The organism is Rhizorhapis sp. (assembly GCF_035276005.1).
GTDB lineage: Bacteria > Pseudomonadota > Alphaproteobacteria > Sphingomonadales > Sphingomonadaceae > Rhizorhapis.
Map to the genome: position 1 here is coordinate 1 of NZ_DATEMB010000012.1, position 22,993 is coordinate 22,993.

At 62.6% G+C, this 22,993-nt stretch carries 12 protein-coding genes; 6 read left to right on the forward strand and 6 right to left on the reverse strand.

All coding sequences use genetic code 11. The features are described 5' to 3' along the window. Window positions 1-134: 134 nt before the first annotated feature. From VJS46_RS04135 to VJS46_RS04150, 4 genes are read right to left on the reverse strand one after another with little or no spacing between them, the layout of a single operon-like run. On the reverse strand, window positions 135-374 hold the full coding sequence (locus tag VJS46_RS04135; RefSeq protein ID WP_324058081.1) for an acyl carrier protein: 240 nt from the start codon (window positions 372-374) through the stop codon (window positions 135-137). Between the two features lie 6 nt (window positions 375-380). Then, a complete protein-coding gene (locus VJS46_RS04140) occupies window positions 381-1,964 on the reverse strand; it encodes an AMP-binding protein (RefSeq protein WP_324058082.1) in 1,584 nt (527 codons plus the stop codon). After that, on the reverse strand, window positions 1,961-2,551 hold the full coding sequence (locus tag VJS46_RS04145) for a serine acetyltransferase (RefSeq protein ID WP_324058083.1): 591 nt from the start codon (window positions 2,549-2,551) through the stop codon (window positions 1,961-1,963). The genes VJS46_RS04140 and VJS46_RS04145 overlap by 4 nt, the downstream gene beginning before the upstream one ends. A 19-nt stretch (window positions 2,552-2,570) precedes the next feature. Further along, a complete protein-coding gene (locus VJS46_RS04150) occupies window positions 2,571-3,566 on the reverse strand; it encodes a glycosyltransferase family 61 protein (RefSeq protein ID WP_324058084.1) in 996 nt (331 codons plus the stop codon). 269 nt (window positions 3,567-3,835) lie between these two features. Between VJS46_RS04150 and VJS46_RS04155 the strand changes: the two genes are divergently transcribed. Continuing rightward, window positions 3,836-5,110 carry a glycosyltransferase gene (locus VJS46_RS04155; protein WP_324058085.1) on the forward strand — a complete coding sequence of 425 codons (1,275 nt, stop codon included), beginning with the start codon at window positions 3,836-3,838 and terminating at the stop codon, window positions 5,108-5,110. Window positions 5,111-5,113: 3 nt separating this feature from the next. Continuing rightward, a complete protein-coding gene (locus VJS46_RS04160) occupies window positions 5,114-6,268 on the forward strand; it encodes a glycosyltransferase family 2 protein (RefSeq protein ID WP_324058086.1) in 1,155 nt (384 codons plus the stop codon). A gap of 314 nt (window positions 6,269-6,582) precedes the next feature. Here the strand turns inward: VJS46_RS04160 and VJS46_RS04165 are convergent, their stop codons facing one another. Together VJS46_RS04165 and VJS46_RS04170 are read right to left on the reverse strand one after the other, a co-directional pair. Beyond that, a complete protein-coding gene (locus VJS46_RS04165) occupies window positions 6,583-8,676 on the reverse strand; it encodes an NAD-dependent epimerase/dehydratase family protein (RefSeq protein WP_324058087.1) in 2,094 nt (697 codons plus the stop codon). A gap of 8 nt (window positions 8,677-8,684) precedes the next feature. After that, the gene (locus VJS46_RS04170; RefSeq protein WP_324058088.1) at window positions 8,685-9,662 is read right to left on the reverse strand and encodes a glycosyltransferase; all 978 of its coding nucleotides are present in this window, start codon (window positions 9,660-9,662) and stop codon (window positions 8,685-8,687) included. A gap of 549 nt (window positions 9,663-10,211) precedes the next feature. Here VJS46_RS04170 and VJS46_RS04175 point away from each other — a divergent pair. Genes VJS46_RS04175 through VJS46_RS04190 form a run of 4 tightly spaced genes read left to right on the forward strand, consistent with a single transcriptional unit; the run spans window position 10,212 to window position 22,936 of the window. Next, complete coding sequence (locus VJS46_RS04175) at window positions 10,212-14,801, forward strand: MupA/Atu3671 family FMN-dependent luciferase-like monooxygenase (protein WP_324058089.1); 4,590 nt, start codon at window positions 10,212-10,214, stop codon at window positions 14,799-14,801. Window positions 14,802-14,805: 4 nt separating this feature from the next. Beyond that, window positions 14,806-21,276 carry a type I polyketide synthase gene (locus VJS46_RS04180; protein WP_324058090.1) on the forward strand — a complete coding sequence of 2,157 codons (6,471 nt, stop codon included), beginning with the start codon at window positions 14,806-14,808 and terminating at the stop codon, window positions 21,274-21,276. Beyond that, complete coding sequence (locus tag VJS46_RS04185; protein WP_324058091.1) at window positions 21,273-22,283, forward strand: glycosyltransferase family 2 protein; 1,011 nt, start codon at window positions 21,273-21,275, stop codon at window positions 22,281-22,283. Before VJS46_RS04180 ends, VJS46_RS04185 begins: the two co-directional genes overlap by 4 nt. Then, window positions 22,280-22,936 carry a 4'-phosphopantetheinyl transferase family protein gene (locus VJS46_RS04190; RefSeq protein ID WP_324058092.1) on the forward strand — a complete coding sequence of 219 codons (657 nt, stop codon included), beginning with the start codon at window positions 22,280-22,282 and terminating at the stop codon, window positions 22,934-22,936. Before VJS46_RS04185 ends, VJS46_RS04190 begins: the two co-directional genes overlap by 4 nt. Window positions 22,937-22,993: the final 57 nt, after the last annotated feature.

The following is a 22,993-nucleotide window of genomic DNA, read 5'->3' on the forward strand; positions in this document are numbered from 1 at the left end:
CTCGACCGGGAAGATGGCCCTCGATCCGGCCCCATTGCTCGTCCGTCAGTACCCGTCTGCTCAAAGCTCGTCTCCTTCGACAACCTTGAATCAGAACTCTTCGGAAAAGGGAATCCTATGAATGCAGACAGCGCCTAGGCCGTCTCCGCCCCAGCAAAGCGAAGAATGCGGGCGGCGGTGTCAAAATTTTCCAGCGTCACATCCTCAGCCCTGATCTGGACGCCAGCGGTTTCCTCGACAAAGGTGATGAGGTTCAGCATCGAGACCGAGTCGAGCGCTCCAGTGGAGAAGAGCTCGCTTTCAAGATCCAGCTCCTGACCGAGGTTAAGCTCGTCCATGAGGTAGGTCATGAGTTGCCGGGGGGTAAGAGCCATGATGTTCTACTCCGCTGCGATCTGGCCCTCGGACCGGAGGCGGTCGTCGCAATGGCGGCGCACGTCGGGGCGCGCCAGCTTGCCGCTTGCGGTGCGGGGCATGGGGTCCTGCCAGACGTGGATCCGGCTGGGGATCATATAATGCGGCATCACGCGCTGGCAGTGCCGCATGAGCGCCGCTTCGGTAAAGCCAGGGAGCGGCGTGACCGCGACATGGACGAGCTGGCCCCGGTCATTGTCATTGATGCCGAAGGCGACTGCATCGGCTACAAGGTTGCTGCGGCAGACAAGGTCCTCGATTTCGTCGGGGCTGACGCGGAAACCGCTCGTCTTGATCATGGCGTCATTGCGGCCGACGAACCACAGATCGCCTTCCGCATCGATTTCGACAATGTCGCCGCTATAGACCACCGGCTCTTCCCCGATGAGATGAGCAAGCTCCGGGCAGGGGCGGATCTTCTCCCGCGTGGCTTCAGGCTGTCCCCAATAGCCCATGCTGACCAGCGGGCCGCGATGGACCAGCTCGCCCTGTTCGCCCGGACCGGCAATGCCGTCGCCCTGCTTGACGACGTAGATCTCCGCGCCCGGAATGGCGCGGCCGATGGAGCCCATTTTCCGTTTGAATTCCCTGGGCGGAAGATAGGTCGAGCGAAAAGCCTCGGTAAGACCGTACATGAGGTAGATGTCCGCGCCGGGAAAGACCTCCGGCATGCGTCTCAGCACGTTGAGAGGGATCTTGCCACCCGAATTGGTGATGCGCCGGAGCGCCGGGAAAGCGGCGGGTTTTTGCTCGAGCAGCCGGATGATCTGGTTCCAGAGCGGCGGCACGGCGGCGACCCCTGTGACGTCATGCCGCTGCATCGCGCCGACAACCTCCGTCGCCATGGCGACAGGCTGGTGCACTATGGTGCCGCCCATCAGCATCATGGTGGTGAGCTGGTTCAGTCCATAATCGAAACTGTACGGAAGCACACTCAGCAGCCGGTCGTCGTCGCGGAGCTTGAGATAGCGGGCCACCGACCGCGCCCCGGCGATGATGTTGCGGTGGCTGAGCATCACCCCCTTGGGTTTTCCGGTTGAGCCGGACGTATAGATGATCATGGCAAGGTCGGTGTCGAGCCGGGCCATTTCGTCCAGGGGATGGCCATGGGCGCTTTCCCAACAGTCAAAGCGCGGGGCGTCGGGCGCCTTGCCCTTGCAGAGGATGTGCCGGACCGAAGCGGGCAACGGACGCAGCGCCAGGGCATCGGCGACCTTCTGCTCGACAATCATCAGCCTGGCGCGGCAGTCGTCAGCGACATAGCCGAGTTGTTCCAGCGTCCATTGGACATTGACGTTCACAACAACCGCGCCAACCTTTGCAATCGCGAACATCGCGGCGGCTTCGGCCATGCTCTTGCGGAGCTGGACGATCACCCGGTCGCCGGCCTTGATCCCGCAATGATGCAGATAAGCGGCAAGGCGGCCCGTCTCTGCCAACAGTTCGGCATAGGTGACGGAATGATCCCCGTCGATCACCGCTGGCTTCTCGGCGCGTTCCGGCAGGTTGTCGGCAAGCAGCTGATAGAAGGTTGTCGTGAGCGCGTTCATGGCACCTGTTCCACGCTTTTGTGAGAAGAAGCGGCCGCCCTCTTCCGGTGGGCCGTGGACGCCAGCGCCGTCGCGTCGGGCCATGGGCCGAGGCGGGGATAGATTTTGGCGGGTGAGCCAACCGCCACATAGTCATTCGGGATGTCGGTGGAGACCGCCGTGTTCGCGGCGATCCGTACGCGGTCCCCAATCCTGATGGGGCCAAGCAGGGTGGAATTCACCCCGACAAAAACATCGTCGCCGATCACTGGCGCGCCATCGGTCATGTTGGTGCCGATCGTGACATTGTGCATCACGCCGAAGCGGTCGCCGATCACTACATCAGGATGGATGGAAAGCGAGCCTTCGGCATGGATGATGTGGAAATCCTCGCCAATAGTGGCCTGCGGGGGAATCCATATCTTGGTGATGTTCGCAACGAAGACGTTCATGACGCCATAGAGCTTTCCCAGCAAGCGGCGCGCCATCGGACTGCGTCTTTGCAGCGACCAGCGGCCGAAGCGGTAAAGCAGCAGCGACAGGAATGCTGCATTGAATGTTGAACTTCCGTGGCGCCGGTAGTCCTGCCGGATCAGTTCGATCAGCATCTTATGCCCCCCTGCCCCCTCATGACAGCGCGAGATCGAGCGTGCGCTCGACCTCCATCCAGTCAACGATGAAATGATCCTGCTTTCCCTTCCCCACGACAAAGGCATAGCCTTGGTCCTGGCGATCAGTGATGATCTTCAACGCGGCGACGGCGCGGTCGGGCGGCTGAATAACGAAGAGCATGGCTCCGCGCGGCATGACCGCCAGTCCATGCACCAGATGGCTGCCTTCTACCCCGGCAATGACCTTTGCCCCCGCGCAATGGAAGATGATCTCGTCCACCGTCGCCAAGGACGGATCAAGCACACGGAAATCGCGCTCCAGCGCCAGCCTCTCCGCGACAACCCGCTCATTGGCGAGAAGGCGGCAGTCCCCCGAACTGCCCCTCAACAGGAACACGCCGGGATGTTCAGGCGCAGAAATGTTCGCCATCAGGCGTAACCGAAGCTCTTCCGCCCGCGCCTGCTTGTCCAGATTTTGCGAAGAGTCGCGGAAGAAGACGAGTTCGTCGAAATGGACGCGGCCGACGGTTGCAGGATGAATGCCAAGCCGTTCCGCATAACGGGTGACATGCCCGCCCGACGGCAGCCGCGTCGTAACCGGGAATCCATGGCGTTCTGCCAAGCGATAGGTCAGACAATCTTCCGTCAGCCAGTTGCCGAACCAGCGATTCCCCACCCAGCTTTCATAGACTGCGCCGGTGGCGACCTCCCGGGGGACCGCATAGAGCGGGAGCGGCCGCGTACGAGGCCGCAGGCTGCGGTTGGCGCGAGCGGCGTAGAGCACGCCGTCCACCAGATCGACATGCCTTGCACGGAAGCCCAGCGTCTCCCCTTGCAATGCATCATAGCCGCCGCGGAAATCCCGTATCACCTCTGCGACCGTGCCGAAATGGGCAGCGCGGATGCGTTCAAGCTGGCCGGGCAGGAACTTGGCGGGGCGGACATAGCGCCTGCAGGCTGGCGCCATGGTCCAGCGGTCCACAGCAGCCGATTCCAGGTCCGGAAAGGACATGCCCACCGCTTTTCGAAGCGAATTGATGCCGGGCCGAAAGGAGATCAAGGCTGTGTGCCTCCGTTCCCGTCATTCCAGCGGAGAGGGATGACGAACTGCTGTTACAGCCCAAAATTACTGCCATTCGCTTTCGCCAGCCATGATCGCTAGTCCGTGGGTATTTTCCGGGCGCGAATAGATACTGAGTAGACTTCAGTGGACGATATCAAGGCTATCCAGACCCGCGCCCAGAGGTACAAAATAGGTCTGCCAGGCGTGGGAGGAGCGTGATGCAGATCGTTCTGGATGAGCGAAGGCTGAGCGCGTTCGATCGGTGGTGCGGCGCGGTCACTCCGTTGCCGATCGCCTATTTGACCAATGTCTATCCCAAGGTGAGCCACAGCTTCATTCGCCGGGAAATCGCGGCGCTGGAGCGGCAGGGTTTCAAGGTGCATCGCTTCTCGATCCGGGCCAGCGGCGAAGATCTTCCCGATCCTGCCGACCAGATGGAAGCGGAGCAGACTGTTGTTCTGCTCGACGGCCTGCGCATGCGACTGTTTGCAGCCTTCTTGACCTTGTTCTTCAGGCGGCCTTACCGCTTTGCGCAGGCGCTGGTGCTTGCCATTGGGGCGGGTTTGCGCGGACATTCGGGACAGGTCCGCTCGATCGCCTATCTGATGGAGGCATGCCTGCTCGTCCGGATGATGGAAGAGGCGGGCATTCGCCATGTCCATGTCCATTTCGGTACCAACCCGGCTGCCGTCGCCCGGCTGGCGCACGTGCTTTCCGGCATCACTTACAGCATGACGCTGCATGGACCGGATGAGTTCGACGCGCCTGCCTCGTTGCTCCTGTCCGAAAAAATGGCGAGCGCCAGTTTTGTCGTGGCGGTCTCCGATTTCGGCAGAGGGCAGTTGATGCGCTGGGCGCGCATGTCCGACTGGCCAAAGATCAAGGTCGTCCGCTGCGGGCTGGAACGCCGGCTGCTGGAGGAGGAGCCTCCAACCGCATCGCTGCCCAACTCCAATATCCTGGTCTGCGTCGCACGCCTCAGCAGCCAGAAGGGACTGAATCTGTTGCTGGAAGCGGCGGCGGAAGTGGCGCGCGACCATCTCTTTTCGCTGCGGATCATTGGCGATGGCGAAATGCGGCCGCAACTCGAAACCCAGATCAGGACCCTTGGTCTTGAGCGGCGGGTCACACTCACCGGCTGGCGGGACGCCGAGTCAGTGCGCAGGGAGATATTGTCAGCGCGCGCGCTCATATTACCGAGCTTTGCAGAAGGATTGCCGGTCGTCATCATGGAAGCACTGGCCTTGGGCCGTCCGGTGGTAGCGACCTGCATCGCCGGGATTCCTGAGCTGGTGGACGAACAATGCGGTTGGCTGGTGCCTGCCGGGTCCCGCCCCGCCCTTGCCGAGGCGTTGCGCGAGGCGCTGGACTGCCATCCCGGGCGGCTTGCCTGCATGGCCGAGATCGGACGGGAACGGGTGCTGCGGAATCATAATGCGGACCGGAATGCTGCGCAGCTAGCCGATCTGTTCCGGCCACTGGTGGGAGGGTGAGCCATGATGGCATGGGTGCTTGCGGCAATGCTGCTCCTTCCCTTGCTCTGGCTTTCGGCCGAGTTCCTGGCGGCATTTCTTCCTGACGGCCACCAGGATGCGCCTGCGGAAGCTCCGGCCTTTGCGGTGTTGATGCCGGCACATGACGAAGTGTGGGGCATTGCAGCGGCGGTGAAGGCTACGCGGGCGCAATTGCGGCCCTGCGACCGGCTGGTGGTGATCGCCGACAATTGCACGGACGGCACGGCCGCAGCGGCGCGGCGGGCCGGGGCCTTTGTCGCCACCAGGACCAATCCCGGCCATCGTGGCAAGGGGTTCGCGCTCGATTTCGGCAGGGACATATTGAGCGATGATCCGCCCGAAATCGCGATCATCCTGGACGCGGACTGCACGCCCGGCCCTGGAGCCTTGCAACGGCTGGCAGCGATTGCGCGGCAGGAAAAGGCGGCGGTGCAGGGACTGTTCCTCCTCACTCCACCCGCCGAAGCGGGGTCGCTGATCGGCATTTCGACCTTTGCCTTCAAGATCAGAAACCTGGTTCGCCAGCGCGGGCTGCTTCGCCTGTCAGGTTCGGCGGTGCTGCAGGGAACCGGCATGGCCTTTCCATGGGAACTGCTCAAGGACGCGCCGCTCGCGAGCGCCAGCCTAGTCGAGGATCTTCAGTTGGGGCTGGAGCTGTTCCTTGGGGGGCACCGCGTGATATTCGATGAGGGCGCGTCGTTCACCAGCAGCGCTAGCAGCGAGGCGGCGACGGTGGGACAACGGACGCGCTGGGAACATGGCCAGATCTCTACCGCGATCCGCTATGTTCCACGCCTGCTGCGAGCAACTTTACAGCGGCCCGCCGCCCTCCCGCTGGCGCTGGACGTTGCCGTTCCGCCGCTCAGCCTGCTCGGGATGAGCGTGGCAAGCGGGCTTCTGGGCCTTCTGGTCTATGGCTGGCAGTCCGGCATCCTAATGCCGCTGCTGGCCCTCAGCCTTGGCTGCGTCCTCTTTGCGGTCAGCTTGCTCGCGGTATGGAGCCGTTGGGGGAAGGAACTGCTTCCAGCAAGGACGCTGGCGCAAATCCCCTTCTATATGCTTTGGAAGCTGCCAATCTATGGCCGCCTACTGGTGCGGCCGCAGCGCGACTGGCTGCGCACGAGCCGCGAGCCATGACGGCCAAGATCATGTTTTAATCAGGCTGAGCCGTCTCCGTTCGTCCTGAGCCCCTCGACTGCCTGCAAGGCAGGCGCTCGGGATAAACTTCAGCTTTCGCTGAAGTCGAGGGACGCTGACCTGAGGTGAACGTGTCTCGACTTCGCTCGACACGAACGGAGGTGAGTCTATCCCGCTCTAGACTCGTTTCGGTTCTGATTGAACCGGAACGAGTCTAATATTCCCTTGTTCTCCGTGATTTCCGAGCCGCCAGATGATTCCATCTGGCTCGAAATCACTTTAGGGCTGGCCGCCTACCTTGCTTCCATCGCGGATCACCAGAAGAGGCGGGCCTCGTCGATCGCGCGGCGAAGGAAATTGTCGCGGTTGGCTTCCGGCGCCCATCCCAGCATGCGGCGAGCCTTGCCATTGTCAAATCGCGACAAGTGTCCCCTCGATTTCCAGTCAGCCAGAATCATTCCGCCCGCATCCCTGCGGCGCAAAACTTGTTCCTTCAATAGCTGCTTCAATTGATCGGTCGCCCAGAGCATGGTGAGATTGGAAGACGACACATTCAGGCGCGCGCCAAGCCGCTGGTGGATTGCATCGAAATAATCGCGCCCTGTCAGCATCGGTTCGCCAACCAGGTTGAAGCTTTCTCCCAGCGCTTCAGGACAGTCCATCAAGGCGATCAGAGCGTCTGAAACGTCATCGGCCAGTACGAAAGGCAGGACATTCTGGCCCTTCCCCCATAGCCTTGCAGTGCCGGAGCCATGCCAGCGAGCAATGCCCCAATGCTGCAAGGGCCCACCCTTGCCGACGACAATGCCTGGACGGGCGATCACCAGGGGCGCGCCTTCGCCATCATGCATATCCATCAAGCGGCGTTCGCATTCTGCCTTCGACCTGGCATAGACATTGCGCTTCGACATATCCCCGAAAGCGGTGTTCTCCGTTATCACGCGCGATGGGTCGGACATATTATAGGATGCGATCGTGCCGGTGTAGATGAGGCGGCTTACCCCCGCCCGCCGTGCAGCGCGCGAGATCCGCAAGGCAGTGCCAACATCGTTCTCAAGCGCATCTTTCCAGTTGCGGTCATTGGATCGGGCCAGGTTGAAAACGCAGTCCATCCCTTCCATCGCGCGGGCCAGGGCATCCTCGTCGAGCAAGGAAACGCCCATCATTTCCACATGGTCCGAAATGTCACCGAAGGGTCCGGCCGCGCCACGCGAAAGAACGCGAACATCATGACCGCGCTCGACCAGGCGACGGGTCAGGTTGCGCCCGATAAAACCAGTGCCGCCGATGACCATGACCTTCGGCTTGGGCGTTCCGGCCGGGGCAGTCCGCTTCTCAGGAAGCGGCGGCAGTAGCGCCAGGCTGTCGGAGATGGCACGCATGACATTGAGCGCGGTGGCAGGGGCAAAGCGCGGGTCAGGCTTATTTTTGCGCAGCCCCTCATAGACCGCTGCGATGGTGCGTCGAAAGCTCAGACCATAGGGGCTTTTCTGATTCAGGGACGCCGCCTGGAGCGCCGCATTTCTCAAGCCTTCGCGCAAATGTGCGCTGGCCCTTTCCAGTTCCTTGAGCAGCGGGTTGAGAACCAGTTCAGCGCTATTGTCCCCCGTCGCGACCAGCGTATCGGAAGCATAGTCCAATCGCGCCATGCCGGTTGAGCCCCGCAAAACCACCGAGCGGTCATCGAAGGTTTCGACCAGCGACAGCGCTATCGTCACATCGACATTGCCTGCGCGCGCCAGAATGCGCCAGCTTTGGGGCCGCTTTCCACCTCCGGGCATCGCAATCCACTGGCCTAGGCTGACATGCTCAATCTCAAGAGGCCCAAGAAGATCGACAGCGAGGGAATAGGGATGCGGTCCAAGTTCCAGCAGCAGATTGCGCGTCTGGTCCGTCAGCCAGCTTCCATAGGGGCCGGACCTGAGCGGAGGCAATGGGAAGGACCAGTTGATCTGCGCGCTGGAAACCAGTCCCAGCTTTCCTTCAGCCGTAATCTTCCGAAGTTTTTGATAGGAGGGCAAACCCAGGAAATTGTGGCAGATGCTGAGCATAAGCCCTTCGGCCTCGGCCGTGGCCACCATTTCCTCGAGCTCTGACATGGAAAGCGCGGCCGGCTTTTCGACCAGCACATGCAGTCCCCGCCGAAGGCAATGCAGCGCAAGCGGATGATGCGATTGGGGTGGCGTCAGAATGTGAACGGCATCACAGACCCCGGCCCCGATCATCGCGTCGATATCCGTGAAAGCGGTGACGCCGTAAGCTGTGGCCAGACCTTCCGCTGCATCCTGTTGCCGGTCGCATATGGCGGTCAGCCGAAGTCCAGGCGTCGCGAGGACCGCATCGGCGTGCCATCGCGCGATATAGCCGGCGCCCACCATGCCGACTCGCAACCTTTCTGGCGGAACCATGTATTCTCCTACTTGTACTCGATGATCTGCATGTCACTGCCGGTGCTGCGCCGGTTGTGATAGATCAGCATCCCCAGAAGGTTGGGGACCTTCGAAATGGTCAGAAAGAAGGATTGCTTGAGCGCCATCGCCTGCCCAATTCCGCGGCGGCTCAGCCCATGCGCTGTTCGGAGATAGGAAAGCGCATAGATTGCAAGCACCAGAAGCGATACCGGCGGCGCAACAATCAGTCCCAATAGAAAGATCAGCGGAAGCAGCAGGCCGTAAATCCAGACACGCAGACGTTCGCGCCGGAAATGCGCCGGATGCATCTGACCGACCTGAGCGAAACCATGACCGTTGCGCGTCGTGCGCTTCCACCAGGAGACAAAGCTTTTCATATCGGCATCATGCAGGGTCATCGGCAGTGGCAGGCGCTCAAGGCGCCAGCCAGCCTTGCCGAGCCGCAGGCAAAATTCATCATCTTCGGCAGCAATTACTTCGGGATTGAACCCTCCGGTCCGACGGAAGGCCTCAACCCGCACCATCATATCGCCCCCGCAGGTAACGATCGGCCCAGCGGGACGATGCCAATCAGCTTCGAACATTGCATTGTAGACAGAAGCCATAGGGTGCATTTCCGACCGCCAACCGGTCACCAGGCCCAAGGAGGGATCCTCCTCCAGGGCCTTGACGCCTGCTTCGATCCAGCCTGCCGCCACCTTGCAATCGCCATCGACGAACTGGACGAAATCCAATGAGGGAACCTCGGCCAAAAGGGCGCTGTACCCCGCATTGCGTGCACGGGCCGCTGTAAAGGGGGTTTCCATATCCAGTTCAACCACGCTCACGCCCAGATCGCGCGCAAAGGCGACGCTGTCATCGGAAGAACCGCTGTCGACATAAACGACATGAGCGCAGAGCAGGACCAGAGACCGCAGGCAGGCCTTCAGCCGATCGCCTTCATTTCGGCCGATTGCGACGGCCCCTAGCTTTTGCGTGGCCATGTCATTTCCATCCTGATCGGCGAAGGAGCTTGAACACGCGCCCCATGCTGTTTTTTCGACGAGGAGCCATGGCCTCAGCATACGGCCGAACGGTGGGCAATAAACTCGGCAGAATTCCCCAATAAGAAGTTGCTATAGCTCCTCACGACATGGCGATGAGGGGCCGGGAACCCGGAGAGGATGACAGCCTCAGGAATGGCCCGGAAGCAGGGCCAATTGCGATATTGCCTCAACCTAGCCAAATCGAGAATTCGCATACTCCTTTCAGAGTATAAATGATCGCCGCGAATATGACCTATGCCTAAGGCAGTGGGGATTTATCCCAAGGCAATTCGAAAAATTGTCTCTAATGCAACATTGTTCATAATGTTCATCTGAAGCGGTATTTAAGATTGGCCGATATCCGGGGCTTTGATGCTCATGCGGACCGGGGGGGTTCATTTCGAAAGCCGCTGCCGCGATTCTAATTGGCGGGAGTCCGTGATGCATTCTTCCTGGCGCTGCGTGCTTATTGGCGAAGAATCTCTTCTAATTCAATGCGCCAGGACCTTGCAGGCCCGCGGCCATGAGATCGCAGCGGTGGTATCGCAGCGGACTGCCATCCGCGACTGGGCAAGCGAAACGGGAATTGTGCTCATCGACAGGCCAAATGATCTGCCTACCGCCGGAGTCGAGCCGTTCGACTATCTCTTCAGCGTCACCAACCTGTCGGTGCTGTCCGGCGAAGTGCTGAGGTTGCCCAGCAAAGGAGCGATCAATTTCCATGACGGGCCGCTGCCGCATTATGCCGGGCTGAACGTACCCGTCTGGGCGCTGCTCAATCGCGAGCCGCTGCACGGCATCACATGGCACCAGATGACCGGCAAGGTTGATGCCGGCGAGGTGCTGACGGCGCGGGGCATTGCCATTGAGGAAGGCGAGACGGCATTTTCGCTCAACACCAAATGCTTTGCCGCGGCGATCGAAAGCTTCGAGGAACTGGTGGACGGCCTGGGCAACGGCCGCATCGTGCCCCAGGCGCAGCCCCATGGCCCGGCCCGCTATTTCTCTCGGCGGCACAGGCCAGAGGCGGCTTGCGCCATTCAGTGGAACCATCCGGCGGAAACAATCGATGCGCTGGTGCGGGCGCTTGATTTCGGGGGCTATGCCAATCCCGTCGGAAAGGCAAAGGCAAGCTTTGCGGGCAAGTTGATGCTGGTGCAAGCGACCGGCATTGAAGCATCCGATTCCTGCCTTGCGCCCGGAACGATCCTGGAAATTCAGCCTGACCGCATTGTCGTAGCCACCATCGGCAGGAACATTGCCCTTCGCCGCTTCGCCACGCTGGAAGGGGTGGACCTGACACCCGGAGAAGCCGCCAGCCGGTTCGGCCTGGCTGAAGGAACGAAGTTCGATCCTCTGTCTCCCCAGATGCTTTCGGCACTTAGCGAGATCAATTCGGCTATGGCCGCGCACGAGGATTATTGGCGCGGCCGTATCGCATCCCTTGGTCCCGTCGACCTCCCCCTAGTCGCACGGGATCGACATCCGGGTCGGGATATCATGGCGCACGCGGAACTCGTCATGCCCGGCCCGGATGTTCTTGGGAGAGACAAGGCGGTGCTCGCCGCCACCGTGGCGCTGATCGCGAGGCTTTCCGACAAGGCCGTGTTCGACATTGGCTACACCGATCCGGTGATGACCGCCTCCCATGAGGGGCTGGAAGCCTGGTTCTCGCCGCAGGTGCCCGTCCGCGCGGATGTGGATTTTGCGGCGGGCATGGCGTCCCTTCAGGAAAAGATCGCCGCCGATGTGCGCGAAGTGCACCGGCGGCTTGGCTTTGCTGCCGATCTTGTTGCGCGCATGCCTGAAATGAAGGGACGGGAGGGGCCGCTGCTGCCTGTCTCCGTCCTGATCACTGAACGGCTGGAGGATGTGCGGCCGCTGCCGGGATCCGACCTGACCATCGCCATCCGGTCTGACGGAAAGGCAACAGGCTGGTTCTATGATCCAGCGCGCCTTGATGCTTCGGCAATCGAGTCCATGCAGCAGGGTTTGCTGGCCTTGCTCAGAGCGTCGGACGAGGAGCCGCAGCACCCCGTGGGAGAATTGCCGTTACTGAGTTCTGTCGAACAGCTTCACTCCATGCGCACTTGGAGCGGACCCGATGCCCCGTGGCGGGCCGAGGCCTGCGTCCATGAATTGTTTGCCGAGCAGGCCAGGCGCGCGCCCGAGCGCATTGCCGCCACCTGCCGGGGCGAAAATCTTAGCTATGGCGAGCTTGACCGGCGCTCCAACCAACTGGCGCGGCACCTGCAAGGGCTGGGCGTCGGGCCCGATCAACTGGTGGGGCTGTTCGTCGAACGGTCGCTGGAGATGCTGGTTGCGCTGATCGCCATACAGAAGGCGGGCGGCGCCTATGTGCCGCTCGATCCCAAATATCCAGCCGAGCGGATCGCGCATATGGTGAGCGACTCCCGCGCAAAGGTGATCGTCACTCAGGCACATCTGGCCGGGGGGCTTGTGGAACAGGGCGCGGCGCTGGTGCGGATCGACGCCGATTGGCCGGCCATCATGCATCACTCCGCGGATCCGGTGGAAAGCGGCGCTGGCCCCGCCAGCCTCGCCTATGTGATCTACACCTCCGGCTCCACCGGCAAGCCCAAGGGCGTGATGGTTGAGCATCGCAATGTCGCGAATTTCTTCGCGGGTATGGACCAGCAGATCACGCCCCAGGGGCGCTGGCTTGCCGTCACGAGCCTCAGCTTTGATATCTCCGTGCTCGAGCTCAGCTGGACGCTGTGCCGGGGCATGCATGTGGTTCTTGCGGCCGGGGGAGAGCTGACAGATGCTGCAGCCCCGGCCAGGCGTCCGCTGGATTTCAGCCTCTTCTATTTCGCCGCCGATGCGGAGAGCGAGCCCGGCGAAAAGTACCGACTGCTGCTGGATGGCGCGAAATTTGCCGATCAGAACGGCTTTTGCGCGGTTTGGACGCCGGAGCGGCATTTTCATGCCTTTGGCGGACTTTACCCCAATCCGGCGGTGACGGGCGCGGCGGTCGCCGCCGTTACGAGCCGGGTGGAGATCAGGGGCGGAAGCGTCGTGGTGCCGCTGCACCATCCAGCGCGGGTGGCGGAGGAATGGTCGGTCGTCGACAATCTGTCGAACGGCCGGGCAGGTATCGCCTTTGCCTCTGGCTGGCAGCCCAATGATTTCGTGCTGCGCCCGGAATCCTTCGCGGATCGTTCCGGGGCGCTGATCGAGGGCATGGAAGCGGTCCGTGCGCTCTGGCGGGGGGAAAGCCGCTCTTTCGCAGGGCCTTTGGGCAAGCCGGTGGACGTCAAGATTCTGCCGCGGCCAGTGCAGGCGGAGCTTCCATTCTGGATCACCTCTGCCGGCAATATGGAAACCTTTGCGGCGGCGGGCCGGGCGGGTGCCGGCATATTGACGCACCTTCTGGGGCAGACGCTGGAGGAACTGTCCCAAAAGCTCGCCGCCTATCGATCCGCGCGCCGGGAGGCGGGACATGCTGGCGATGGACATGTGACACTGATGCTGCACAGCTTTGCCGGACCCGACGCCGAAAAGGTGCGGGAGACGGTGCGCGAACCAATGATCGCCTATTTACGCACGGCAACCAGCCTGGTGAAGCAATATGCCTGGGCCTTCCCCGCATTCAAGCGGCGGCCGGGCATGAACGAACTGGCCGGACAGGACGCGCTGGAGGCTCTGTCCCCGGCCGACATGGAGACGCTGCTCTCCTTTGCCTTTGACCGCTATTATGAGACGAGCGGGCTTTTCGGGACACCCGAAAGCTGCATGGCGATGGTGGAGCAGGTCCGTGCGGCAGGCGTCGATGAGATTGCTTGCCTCATCGATTTCGGCGTCGCGGCGGATACGGTGCTGGCGCACCTTCCCTATCTCAACGAAGTGCGGCTGAAGGCTTCGGCGGGTCAGCGCGCCCGGAGCGAAGAGCCGTTGCCGGCCCTTATGGAACGCCATGACGTCACGCATCTGCAGTGCACACCTTCGATGATGCGCCTGCTGCTGGCCGACCCTGATGCGCGGAAGCCGATTGCGGCATTGAAGCATCTGATGATCGGGGGCGAAGCCTTTCCGCCGGATCTGGCGCGGGAGCTAAGCGGCCTCGTCAGCGGCACGGTCACCAATATGTATGGTCCGACCGAAACGACCATCTGGTCAGCGACGCATGTGCTGGACGGCGCGGAGGGCGCAGTGCCGCTGGGCAAGCCACTCGCCAACCAGCATGTCTATATCCTCGACAGCCGCCAGCAGCCGCTGCCGCCGGGAGTGCCTGGGGAAATCGTCATTGGCGGGCACGGAGTTGTCAGGGGCTATCTCGACCGACCGAGCCTTACGGCCGAGCGCTTCATTGCCGATCCGCTGCGTCCGGGCGAGCGAGCGTACCGCACGGGCGATCTGGGACGGCGCCGGGCGGACGGCGCTCTCGAATTCCTTGGCCGCCTAGACCATCAGGTGAAGGTGCGCGGCTATCGCATCGAACTGGGAGAGATCGAGGCGGCGCTTGCCAGTCATGCGCAAGTGCATGAGGCCGTGGTCGTAGCGCGTGAGGATGAGGCGGGCGACAAGCAGCTTATTGCCTTTGTCGCGCCTGAACTCGCTCCCGAACTGGTGACAAACGTCCGGGAGACTCTCAAGGCGCGGTTGCCCGACTTCATGGTCCCAGCACATCTCATTCCGCTTGCCCTGCTGCCCAAGACGCCCAATGGAAAGATAGACCGGAACGCCCTGCCCCCGCTGGAGCCGGTTGCCATTGCATCCACCACGGAAAATTTCGTGGCGCCCGCAGGGGGCATGGAGGAACGGATCGCCGCCATCTGGTGCGACGTGCTGAAGCTTTCCCAGGTCGGCACCCGCGACAATTTCTTCGACCTTGGCGGTCATTCCCTGCTCGCCGTGCAGATGCATCGAAGGCTGCGGACGGAGCTTCGCCGCGAGTTGCCGATCACCGACATCTTCCGCTTTCCCACCGTCCAGTCGCTGAGCGCGCATCTGTCGGGCGCGGATAGCGGGGGCAAGGCAGCCGAAGAGGGCCAGAGCCGAGCGGAAGGACGGCGAGCAGCGCTGCAGCGCCGGATCGCGGGGCGTGTTCCCGTCGCTTTGGGCGAGGGGAGGTGAGGTCATGTATCAGTCCAATCCTGACTTCAACGGCGGACCCGGCCAACCCGCTCTTGACACGGACATCGCCATTGTCGGCATGGCCTGCCGCTTTGCGGGTGCATCGGATCTGCAGGAATATTGGCGCAATCTGAGGGAGGGAGTGGAGGCTGTCACCCGCTTCACCGACGAGGAACTGAAGGCTGCAGGCGTCGATGAGCGGATATTCAAGCGCTCCAACTATGTCCGGGCGGGCGCGCCCTTGCCCGACATGGAGATGTTCGACGCCGCCCTCTTTGGCCTCAGCCCTCGTGACGCGGCGATCATGGATCCGCAGCACCGCCATTTCCTGCAATGCGCCTGGGCGGCGCTGGAGGATGCGGGGCATGTGCCGGAACGCTTTGCGGGAGCCATCGGCATATTCGCGGGCTCGGGCCACAATGCCTATCTGCCCTACAATCTGCTGACCAACCCGGAGCTGCTGCACAATGTGGGTTTCTTCCTGTTGCGGCACACAGGAAACGACAAGGATTTCCTGACGACGAGAGCGTCCTACCTGCTCGATCTCAAGGGACCGAGCGTCAATGTGCAGACGGCCTGTTCCACCTCCCTCGTGGCCATTCATATGGCCGTGCAGAGCCTGCTCAATGGCGAAAGCGATATGGCGCTTGCCGGGGGCGTCACCATCGAATTGCCGCACCGGCAAGGCTATCTCTTCGAACAGGGCGAGATATTATCGCCCGACGGCCGTTGCCGCGCCTTCGATGCGGACGCGGCGGGCACGATCTTTGGCAGCGGCGCCGGCGTGGTCGCGCTGCGGCGCTTGCGCGACGCATTGGCGGACGGGGATCATGTCTATGCCGTGGTGAAGGGTTCGGCCGTCAACAATGACGGCGTCGGCAAGGTCAGTTACCTCGCGCCGAGCGTCGACGGACAGGCGAAGGTGATCAGCGAGGCGCTGAGCATCAGTGGAGTCACTGCCGACACGATCACCTATGTCGAAGCGCATGGAACAGGCACGCCGGTCGGCGATCCGATCGAGGTGGCAGCGCTGACCCAGGCATTCCGGCAGGACACCGAGGCAACCAACTATTGCGCCCTTGGCTCGGTCAAGCCGAATATCGGGCATACCGACACGGCGGCCGGGGTGGCGAGCTTCATCAAGGTGGCGATGGCGCTTTCCGAGGGGAAAATTCCGCCAAGCCTCAATTTTGCGGAACCCAATCCCGCTTGCGAATTTGCGCGCAGCCCCTTTTTTGTGAACAGCACGCTTCGGCCCTGGGAGCGGCGGGGGCAATGGCCCCGGCGAGCGGGGGTCAGCTCTTTGGGCGTGGGCGGCACCAATAGCCATGTTATCCTGCAGGAAGCCCCTCCCCTGCCTGCTGGCGGTCCGTCACGGCCCCAGCAATTGCTGGTGCTGTCGGCGGCAACCGAGGCAGCGCTTGAAGCCAATGCGGCCGCGCTGGCCGATCATCTGCGGGCGCATCCCGATCAGGACCTGGCCGACGCCGCCTTCACACTGCAGGTGGGCAGGAAGGCCCTTCGTCACCGCCGCATTGCCGTGGCTTCGGATGCGGCCGAAGCCGCTGCGGCAATCGAGGGCGGCTTTACGCAGGAATGCAAGCAGGGGGAACGTGGCACCGCCTTCCTGTTTGCAGGGGGCGGCGCCCAATATCCCGATATGGCGCTTGGCCTCTATCAATCAGAAGACGTGTTCCGACAGGCGGCCGATGAATGTTTCACCATCCTTTCGGCAAGTTGCGGCGTCGACATAAAGCCGTTCCTGTTTCCGGTCGCCGGGGATGAAGCAATTGTGCGGGAGGCGCTGAATCGCCCCTCAATCGCCCTGCCCGCTCTTTTCACCGTGCAATATGCGCTGGCGCGGCTCTGGATGTCCTGGGGTATCGAGCCTGCGGCCATGCTGGGTCACAGCATGGGCGAATATGTCGCGGCCCATCTGGCGGGCGTGTTCGATCTCCCCTCAGTGCTGAAGCTCGCCAGCGGCAGGGGAAGGCTGTTCGAGACGCTTCCTGAAGGACGGATGCTGAGCGTTCCTCTGGCGGAGGAGGAATTGCGGGCGCTGCTGGAACCGGGGCTATCCATCGCGGCGGTCAATGGGCCGCAGCTCAGCGTGGCATCCGGCCCGGTCGAAGCGATCGCACGGTTGAAGGCGGCGCTCGCCGAACGCGAAATCGAGGCGCAGGAGGTGCAGATCTCCGTCGCCGCCCATTCGGAGATGCTGGAGCCCATTCTCGGTCCCTTCCGGGAGCTGGTGCAGAGCGTCCGCATGAATGCGCCCGCAATTCCATTCATCTCTTGCCTCACCGGCAACTGGATCAGCGCGGCCGAAGCCACCGACCCGGATTACTGGGTGCGGCATTTGCGGGGCACGGTTCGCTTCTCGGACGGATTGCAGTTGCTGCTGTCGGAGCGGAAGCAAGTGCTGTTGGAAGTGGGGCCGGGGCGGACATTGGCGAGCCTGGCGCGGCAGCATCCTTCCCGCCCGCCCGACCAGCCGGTGTTCAACTCGCTGCGCCATTCCGACGAGCGGGCCGATGACCTCGCCTACATGCTGAACGTGCTGGGGCGGCTCTGGGCAGTCGGCGTCCCGGTGTCCTGGGAACAGTTTTGGGAAGGCGAGCGGCGGCGGCGCGTGCCGCTTCCCACATACAGGTTCGAAAGGCAGCGGCACTGGATAGAGCCGGGCAAGGACGGCTTGCGCCTGGCGGGCCATGGCGACAGCAGCGGCGGCGGCCGGAGCGATGATCCTGGCCAATGGCTCTACGAGCCCGTCTGGCAAAGGACACCGCGTCTTGGACGGGGGGAGCCGCCAGCTACGGCGCTGGTCTTCCTTGACGATTGTGGCCTTGGCGAAGCGCTGGTGCGCCGCCTCCGCGCGGAAGGCAGCCGGGTTGCTACCGTGCACCGGGGGCCGGCTTTCAGGCTGGAGGGGCTCGATGCCTATCAGATGCGCCCGGCCATGGCCGAGGATTATCGGGCACTCCTCCAAACCATCGGCTTTGTGCCCCAGCATATCTATCATTTGTGGCTTGTGAATGGGCCGAGCCGGAGCCTGGCGTCCTCCAAAGGCGTGGAGCGCATCCTGGAACGCGGCTTTTTCAGCCTCCTGCATTTGGCGCAGGCGCTGGGCGAGGAAGGAATCGACCAGCCCATTCGAATGGCGCTCATCACCGACAGGATGCAGCGCGTGCTGGATGAAGGCGGGCGGATTCCGGCAAAGGCGACTGCATTGGGTGCCTGCCGTGTCATTCCGCGCGAATATCCCAACCTGTCGCTTTGCAGCATCGACCTTGACCTGCCACGGGCCGGTTCATTGGCGGGAAGCCATCTTGTCGAGGCGCTGGCAGCGGAGCTGTCCGCCGACGAATTGGCGGAAGCTGTCGCCTATCGCAATGAGCAGCGTTGGGCCGAGCAGATGCAGGCCATGTCCCTTCCGGCCGTGTCGCATTCGCCGACCAGGCTGCGGCCGGGCGGCACTTATCTGATTACGGGCGGCCTTGGCGGCATTGGCCTTACGCTGGCGCGGCATTTGAGCAATGCCTATGGAGCGCGGCTGGCGCTTGTCGGCAAGACTCCGCTGCCGCCTCGGGAATGCTGGGCCGGCCATCTCGCGGAGCACTCGCCCGGCGATGTCACCAGCCGCCGAATCCGGGAGATCAAGTCTCTCGAAGCCAAGGGCGCGGAGGTCATGATACAGACCGCCGATACAGCCGATTTCCGGGCCATGCGCCGCGCCGTGGCCGCCGTGCGGAGCCGGTTCGGGCAGATTCACGGCGTTTTCCACACGGCGGGCGTCCTCGACGATGGCCCCGTCCAATTGAAGTCCAAAACGGATGCGGCAAAGGTGCTTGCACCCAAGCTGCAGGGCACGTTCGCGCTGGATGCCGCGCTCGCAGGGCATCAGCCCGACTTCATCATGCTCTTTTCCTCGATCAGCGCCATTGCCGGTATTGCCGGGCAGGTCGACTATGCAGCGGCCAATGCGTTCCTTGACGCCTTTGCCAAGGCGAAGCGGGAGAGCGGATCGACTGCGGTGATCTCGGTCGGCTGGAGCCAGTGGCGGGAAGTCGGCATGGCGGCGGCTCTGACAGGGATCGCCGATCAGCAGAACCATGCGGACCCGGCGCAAAGCATAGCGGTGGACCATCCGCTCATCGACCGGCTGCTGCTCCAGTCCCGGGACCGGCGCGTCTATGAGGCATGTTATGCATCTGAGACGCGCTGGCTTCTCGATGAGCACCGGCTGGCTTGCGGACAGGCGCTTATTCCAGGATCAGGCTATGTCGAGATTGCACGTGCCGCCTTTCAGGACATGGGGCCGGGACCTGTCGAGATACGTGAGCTCTTGTTTCTGACGCCCTTTGCCGTTGCGGATGGGCAAAGCCGTGAGATGCGGGCCGATCTTCGTCATGAGGGCGGGGATGTCTGGCGGCTCGCGCTGCTCGGGCGCCCTGCCGGTTCCGCCGATGAAGGGGATTGGATCGAACATGCCCGGGGCTATGTCTCATCGGCCGAACAGACAGCGGCAGGGAAGCTGGACCGTCAGGCGATCCTGGGGCGCTGTCCCGAGGAACGGCGCGGCAAGCAGGCGATGCCAAGCACCGCGCATCTGAAGCTTGGTGGCCGGTGGGACAATGTGGACGCGCTTCATATCGGTCATGGGGAGGCGCTGATCGAACTGTGCCTGCCGGAAGGCTTCGCGCGCGATCTGGAGCATATCCACCTGCACCCCGCCCTGCTGGATTTTTCGACAGCCGGGGCGCAGATGCTGATCCCTTCCTGCGATGTTGCCAGGGAATTTTATGCCCCTGCCTCTTATGGCCGGGTCCGCTTGTTCGCGCCTTTGCCGGCCCAGGTGGTCAGCCATATCCGTTACCGGGGCGGAGTGCCTGCCTCCACAGCCATTTTCGACGTCACCATTGCCACACCAGAAGGGCAGGTGCTGGCGGAAATCGGCGGTTTCACCATGATGCGGGTGAATGGCGGCGTCATGATGGGCGGCGCAGAGAGCGGAAGAGGCCGCAGCCTCACGCACCGCCCTCTTGCCGCTGACAACGCCCAGGGTCTTTTGCCTGCTGAGGGCATGGCGGTCGTCGAGCATGTCCTGAGCGCGCGCGCCGGGCCGCACATCATTGTTTCTCCGCTTGATCTGGCCTCCATTGTCGCGAAGTTGCGGGCGCCGAAGCGGACACAGCAGGGAGGAGAAGCGCTTGCCAGCCAGTTGGAGGGGAAGGACACCCCAGCGACTTCGGCGGAACAGATGATCGCTGAACTCTGGTCGGAGATGCTGGGCGTGGCGCAAGTGAAGCGCGGCGATGACTTTTTCGACCTTGGCGGCCATTCGCTGCTGGCAGTGCAGTTCATCAACCGCCTTCGCAAACAAAGCGGAAAGGCGCTGCCGTTGACAGCCCTCGTCGAAGCACCCACTCTTGCGCAGCTTGCGGCCATGATCGAACCGCCACCCGCAGAGGAAGGACAGGCTGAAGCCATTCCCGGCACGCCGGCGAACGCCGTGCCGGGCCTTGTCTCCCTCCGCCCGGGCAAGGGCAAGCCGCCCCTTTTCCTGGTGCATGACGGCCTTGGCGAAACGCTGCTCTACCGCAGCATGGCGCTGCTGCTAGACAAGCAGCATCATGTCTATGGCCTGCAGCCCGAAATGCGCGCCGATGGTTCTTATGCGCATACCCGCATCGATGAGATGGCGAGCGCCTATGTCTCGCGGATACGTGCCGTCCAGGCGGAGGGTCCCTATCTGTTGGCGGGGCTCTGCGCAGGGGGCGTGATCGCCTTCGAAATGGCGCGGCAGCTTCAGGACAGCGGGCAGGATGTCGGCTTTGTCGGGATCATTGACGCGGCAGACGTGGAGGCGGCGGAGCGGCCGTTCCAGGTGACGCTGGCGCGGCTCCGCCGCTTGCGGGACGCGCTAAGCTTCAGGGGACAAACTGCCGCTGAGGTCCTGACGGTGCCGCTTGTCCTTGCGCGAAAGATGGCGAACATCATCGCCTATGAACTCACCTCCCGGCTCGACCGGTTGCGCCACCATAGGGAAGTGGACCGGATGCGCAGCGCCTCGGATGGGGCGGCGCCGGCGTCCACTCTTTCCTTCCTTGAGCTTTATCAGGTCGCGCATCGCCGTCATCGCCCCCAAGGGCTGCTCTGCGACTGCAATGTAGTGCTCTACAAGGCGACGCAAGGGACCGGCGCACCGGATGACATACCTTTCGGCCTGCAGTTCAGCGACTGCATCATGGGCTGGGGCAAACGGGTAGCCGAGCCCGTCACGCTGGTGGAGGTGCCTGGAGGGCACACCAGCACGCTGCAGGAACCCAATGTGCAGGTGCTGGCCCGGGCGGTGCAAGAAGCCATTGATGCGGCATTGGAGCGGCAGCTTTTACCGACTTCATTGCCGGGCGAGATAGTAGCTGAGGCAGCAAGAGCGCCCCTGAAGGCTGTGCCCGAACTGATCGCGCCATGAGTGCTTCGGAATGTGAGCCTTCGGTCCTTGTGGCGATCGTGAACTACCGCACGGCGGCTCTGGTCGTGGACTGCCTTGCCAGTCTTGCAGCGGAAATGAAGGCCCATCCCAGTGCGCGGGTCGTGGTGGTTGACAATGCGTCCGGCGACAATAGCTGCCACCGCATAGACTCCGCGATCAGAAAGAGGGGCTGGTCCCGCTGGGCGCGACTGGTGGTGTCTCCCATCAATGGCGGATTTGCTCAGGGGAACAATCGCGCGGTCGCAGCCGACCGGGCGGTTCGCGGTCCAGCGGATCTTGTTTGGCTGCTCAATCCCGACACGCGCGCCCGGCCCGGCGCGATGAAGGCGCTCATTGAGTTCATGCGCGCTCATCCAAGGGCGGGCATCGCCGGCACTCTGCTCGAAGACCGCGATGGCCATCCCTGGCCTTATACCTTCCGCTTTCCCTCATTGCTGGGCGAGATAGAACGCGGCGCACGTTTGGGCCTGGTGAGCCATTTGCTACGCGGCCATGCAGCCGTGCAGGAAATGGGAAGCGAAGCCGAGCCAGTGGACTGGGTATCGGGTGCGAGCATGATGATCCGGCGGGATCTATTCGACGCAATCGGCGCAATGGACGAGCGCTATTTCCTCTATTATGAGGAAACCGACTTTTGCCTGCAGGCACAACGCGCCGGCTGGGAATGCTGGTATGTGCCGCAGGCGCGGGTCCTCCACATCGCCGGGCAAAGCACGGGCGTAACCGGCAAGGACCGGGTGATCCGCCGGATGCCGGCCTACTGGTTTGAGTCCCGGCGGCACTATTTCCTGAAGAATCATGGCCGCCTCTATGCGATCGCGGCCGATCTGTGCTGGATCCTGGCGCACCTGCTATGGCGGCTACGCAGACGGATGCAGGCGCTGGCCGACGGCGATCCGCAGCGGTTGCTCGAGGATTTTGTCCGGCATTCAGCCTTGTTGAAGGGCGAGGCTTCGAAACCACCGATTTTACCGGACGCTCGATGAGGCTGGACGCCCTTATTCCCCTTAGGGTGGCGGCGCCGATGAAATTATGGCTGCTCGATCTTTCGATGGAGTTGGACCAGCGGTGCCTGGCCTGGCTTTCTGCCGAGGAGAGGCAGCGTGCGGGGCGTTTTCGCTTTCGTTGGGACCGGCACCGTTATCTGGCGGCTCATGCGGCGCTGCGGGAGCTGCTTGGGGCGCGCTTGGGCATTTCGCCTGAGCAGGTCTGCTTTGTGAAAGGATCGCACGGAAAACCAGCCCTTGCGCAGGGCAATATGGGTTTCGGGCTGAGCTATGCTCACAGGCTCGCCCTGATCGGGATCGGAGCTGCCGATGAACTGGGTGTCGATATCGAGCAGCAGCGGATCATTCCAGACGCGTCGGCAATCGCGGGAGAACTTTTCACGGCCTCGGAATTGCAGATGCTGCATGTCGCCTCGAATGAGGAGCAAGCAAGCCTTCTGTTCCTTTGGGGTTGGACCCGCAAAGAGGCTTGCCTGAAGGCAGCGGGCCTTGGTTTCAGCCGTTCACCGAAGGAAATCGAGACGCAGCTTCAGCCAGATCGCTGCAGGCTGCCCTTTGAAACGGGCGGAATCGAAGTGGGTTCGTTCCGGATTGCAGGCCATGTCGCCTCATGGGCCCGGCTGTTGCAGTGATTTCGAGCCAGATTGAAGCCTGGCGTCTCGGAAATCACGGCAATCAACAATTCTAAG

Coding starts and splice junctions, on each gene's coding strand:
- VJS46_RS04190 (WP_324058092.1), top strand. CDS start 22,280: ATGAGGCTGGACGCCCTTATTCCCCTTAGGGTGGCGGCGCCGATGAAA.
- VJS46_RS04155 (WP_324058085.1), top strand. CDS start 3,836: ATGCAGATCGTTCTGGATGAGCGAAGGCTGAGCGCGTTCGATCGGTGG.
- VJS46_RS04160 (WP_324058086.1), top strand. CDS start 5,114: ATGATGGCATGGGTGCTTGCGGCAATGCTGCTCCTTCCCTTGCTCTGG.
- VJS46_RS04145 (WP_324058083.1), bottom strand. CDS start 2,551: ATGCTGATCGAACTGATCCGGCAGGACTACCGGCGCCACGGAAGTTCA.
- VJS46_RS04165 (WP_324058087.1), bottom strand. CDS start 8,676: ATGGTTCCGCCAGAAAGGTTGCGAGTCGGCATGGTGGGCGCCGGCTAT.
- VJS46_RS04150 (WP_324058084.1), bottom strand. CDS start 3,566: ATGTCCTTTCCGGACCTGGAATCGGCTGCTGTGGACCGCTGGACCATG.
- VJS46_RS04185 (WP_324058091.1), top strand. CDS start 21,273: ATGAGTGCTTCGGAATGTGAGCCTTCGGTCCTTGTGGCGATCGTGAAC.
- VJS46_RS04135 (WP_324058081.1), bottom strand. CDS start 374: ATGGCTCTTACCCCCCGGCAACTCATGACCTACCTCATGGACGAGCTT.
- VJS46_RS04140 (WP_324058082.1), bottom strand. CDS start 1,964: ATGAACGCGCTCACGACAACCTTCTATCAGCTGCTTGCCGACAACCTG.
- VJS46_RS04180 (WP_324058090.1), top strand. CDS start 14,806: ATGTATCAGTCCAATCCTGACTTCAACGGCGGACCCGGCCAACCCGCT.
- VJS46_RS04170 (WP_324058088.1), bottom strand. CDS start 9,662: ATGGCCACGCAAAAGCTAGGGGCCGTCGCAATCGGCCGAAATGAAGGC.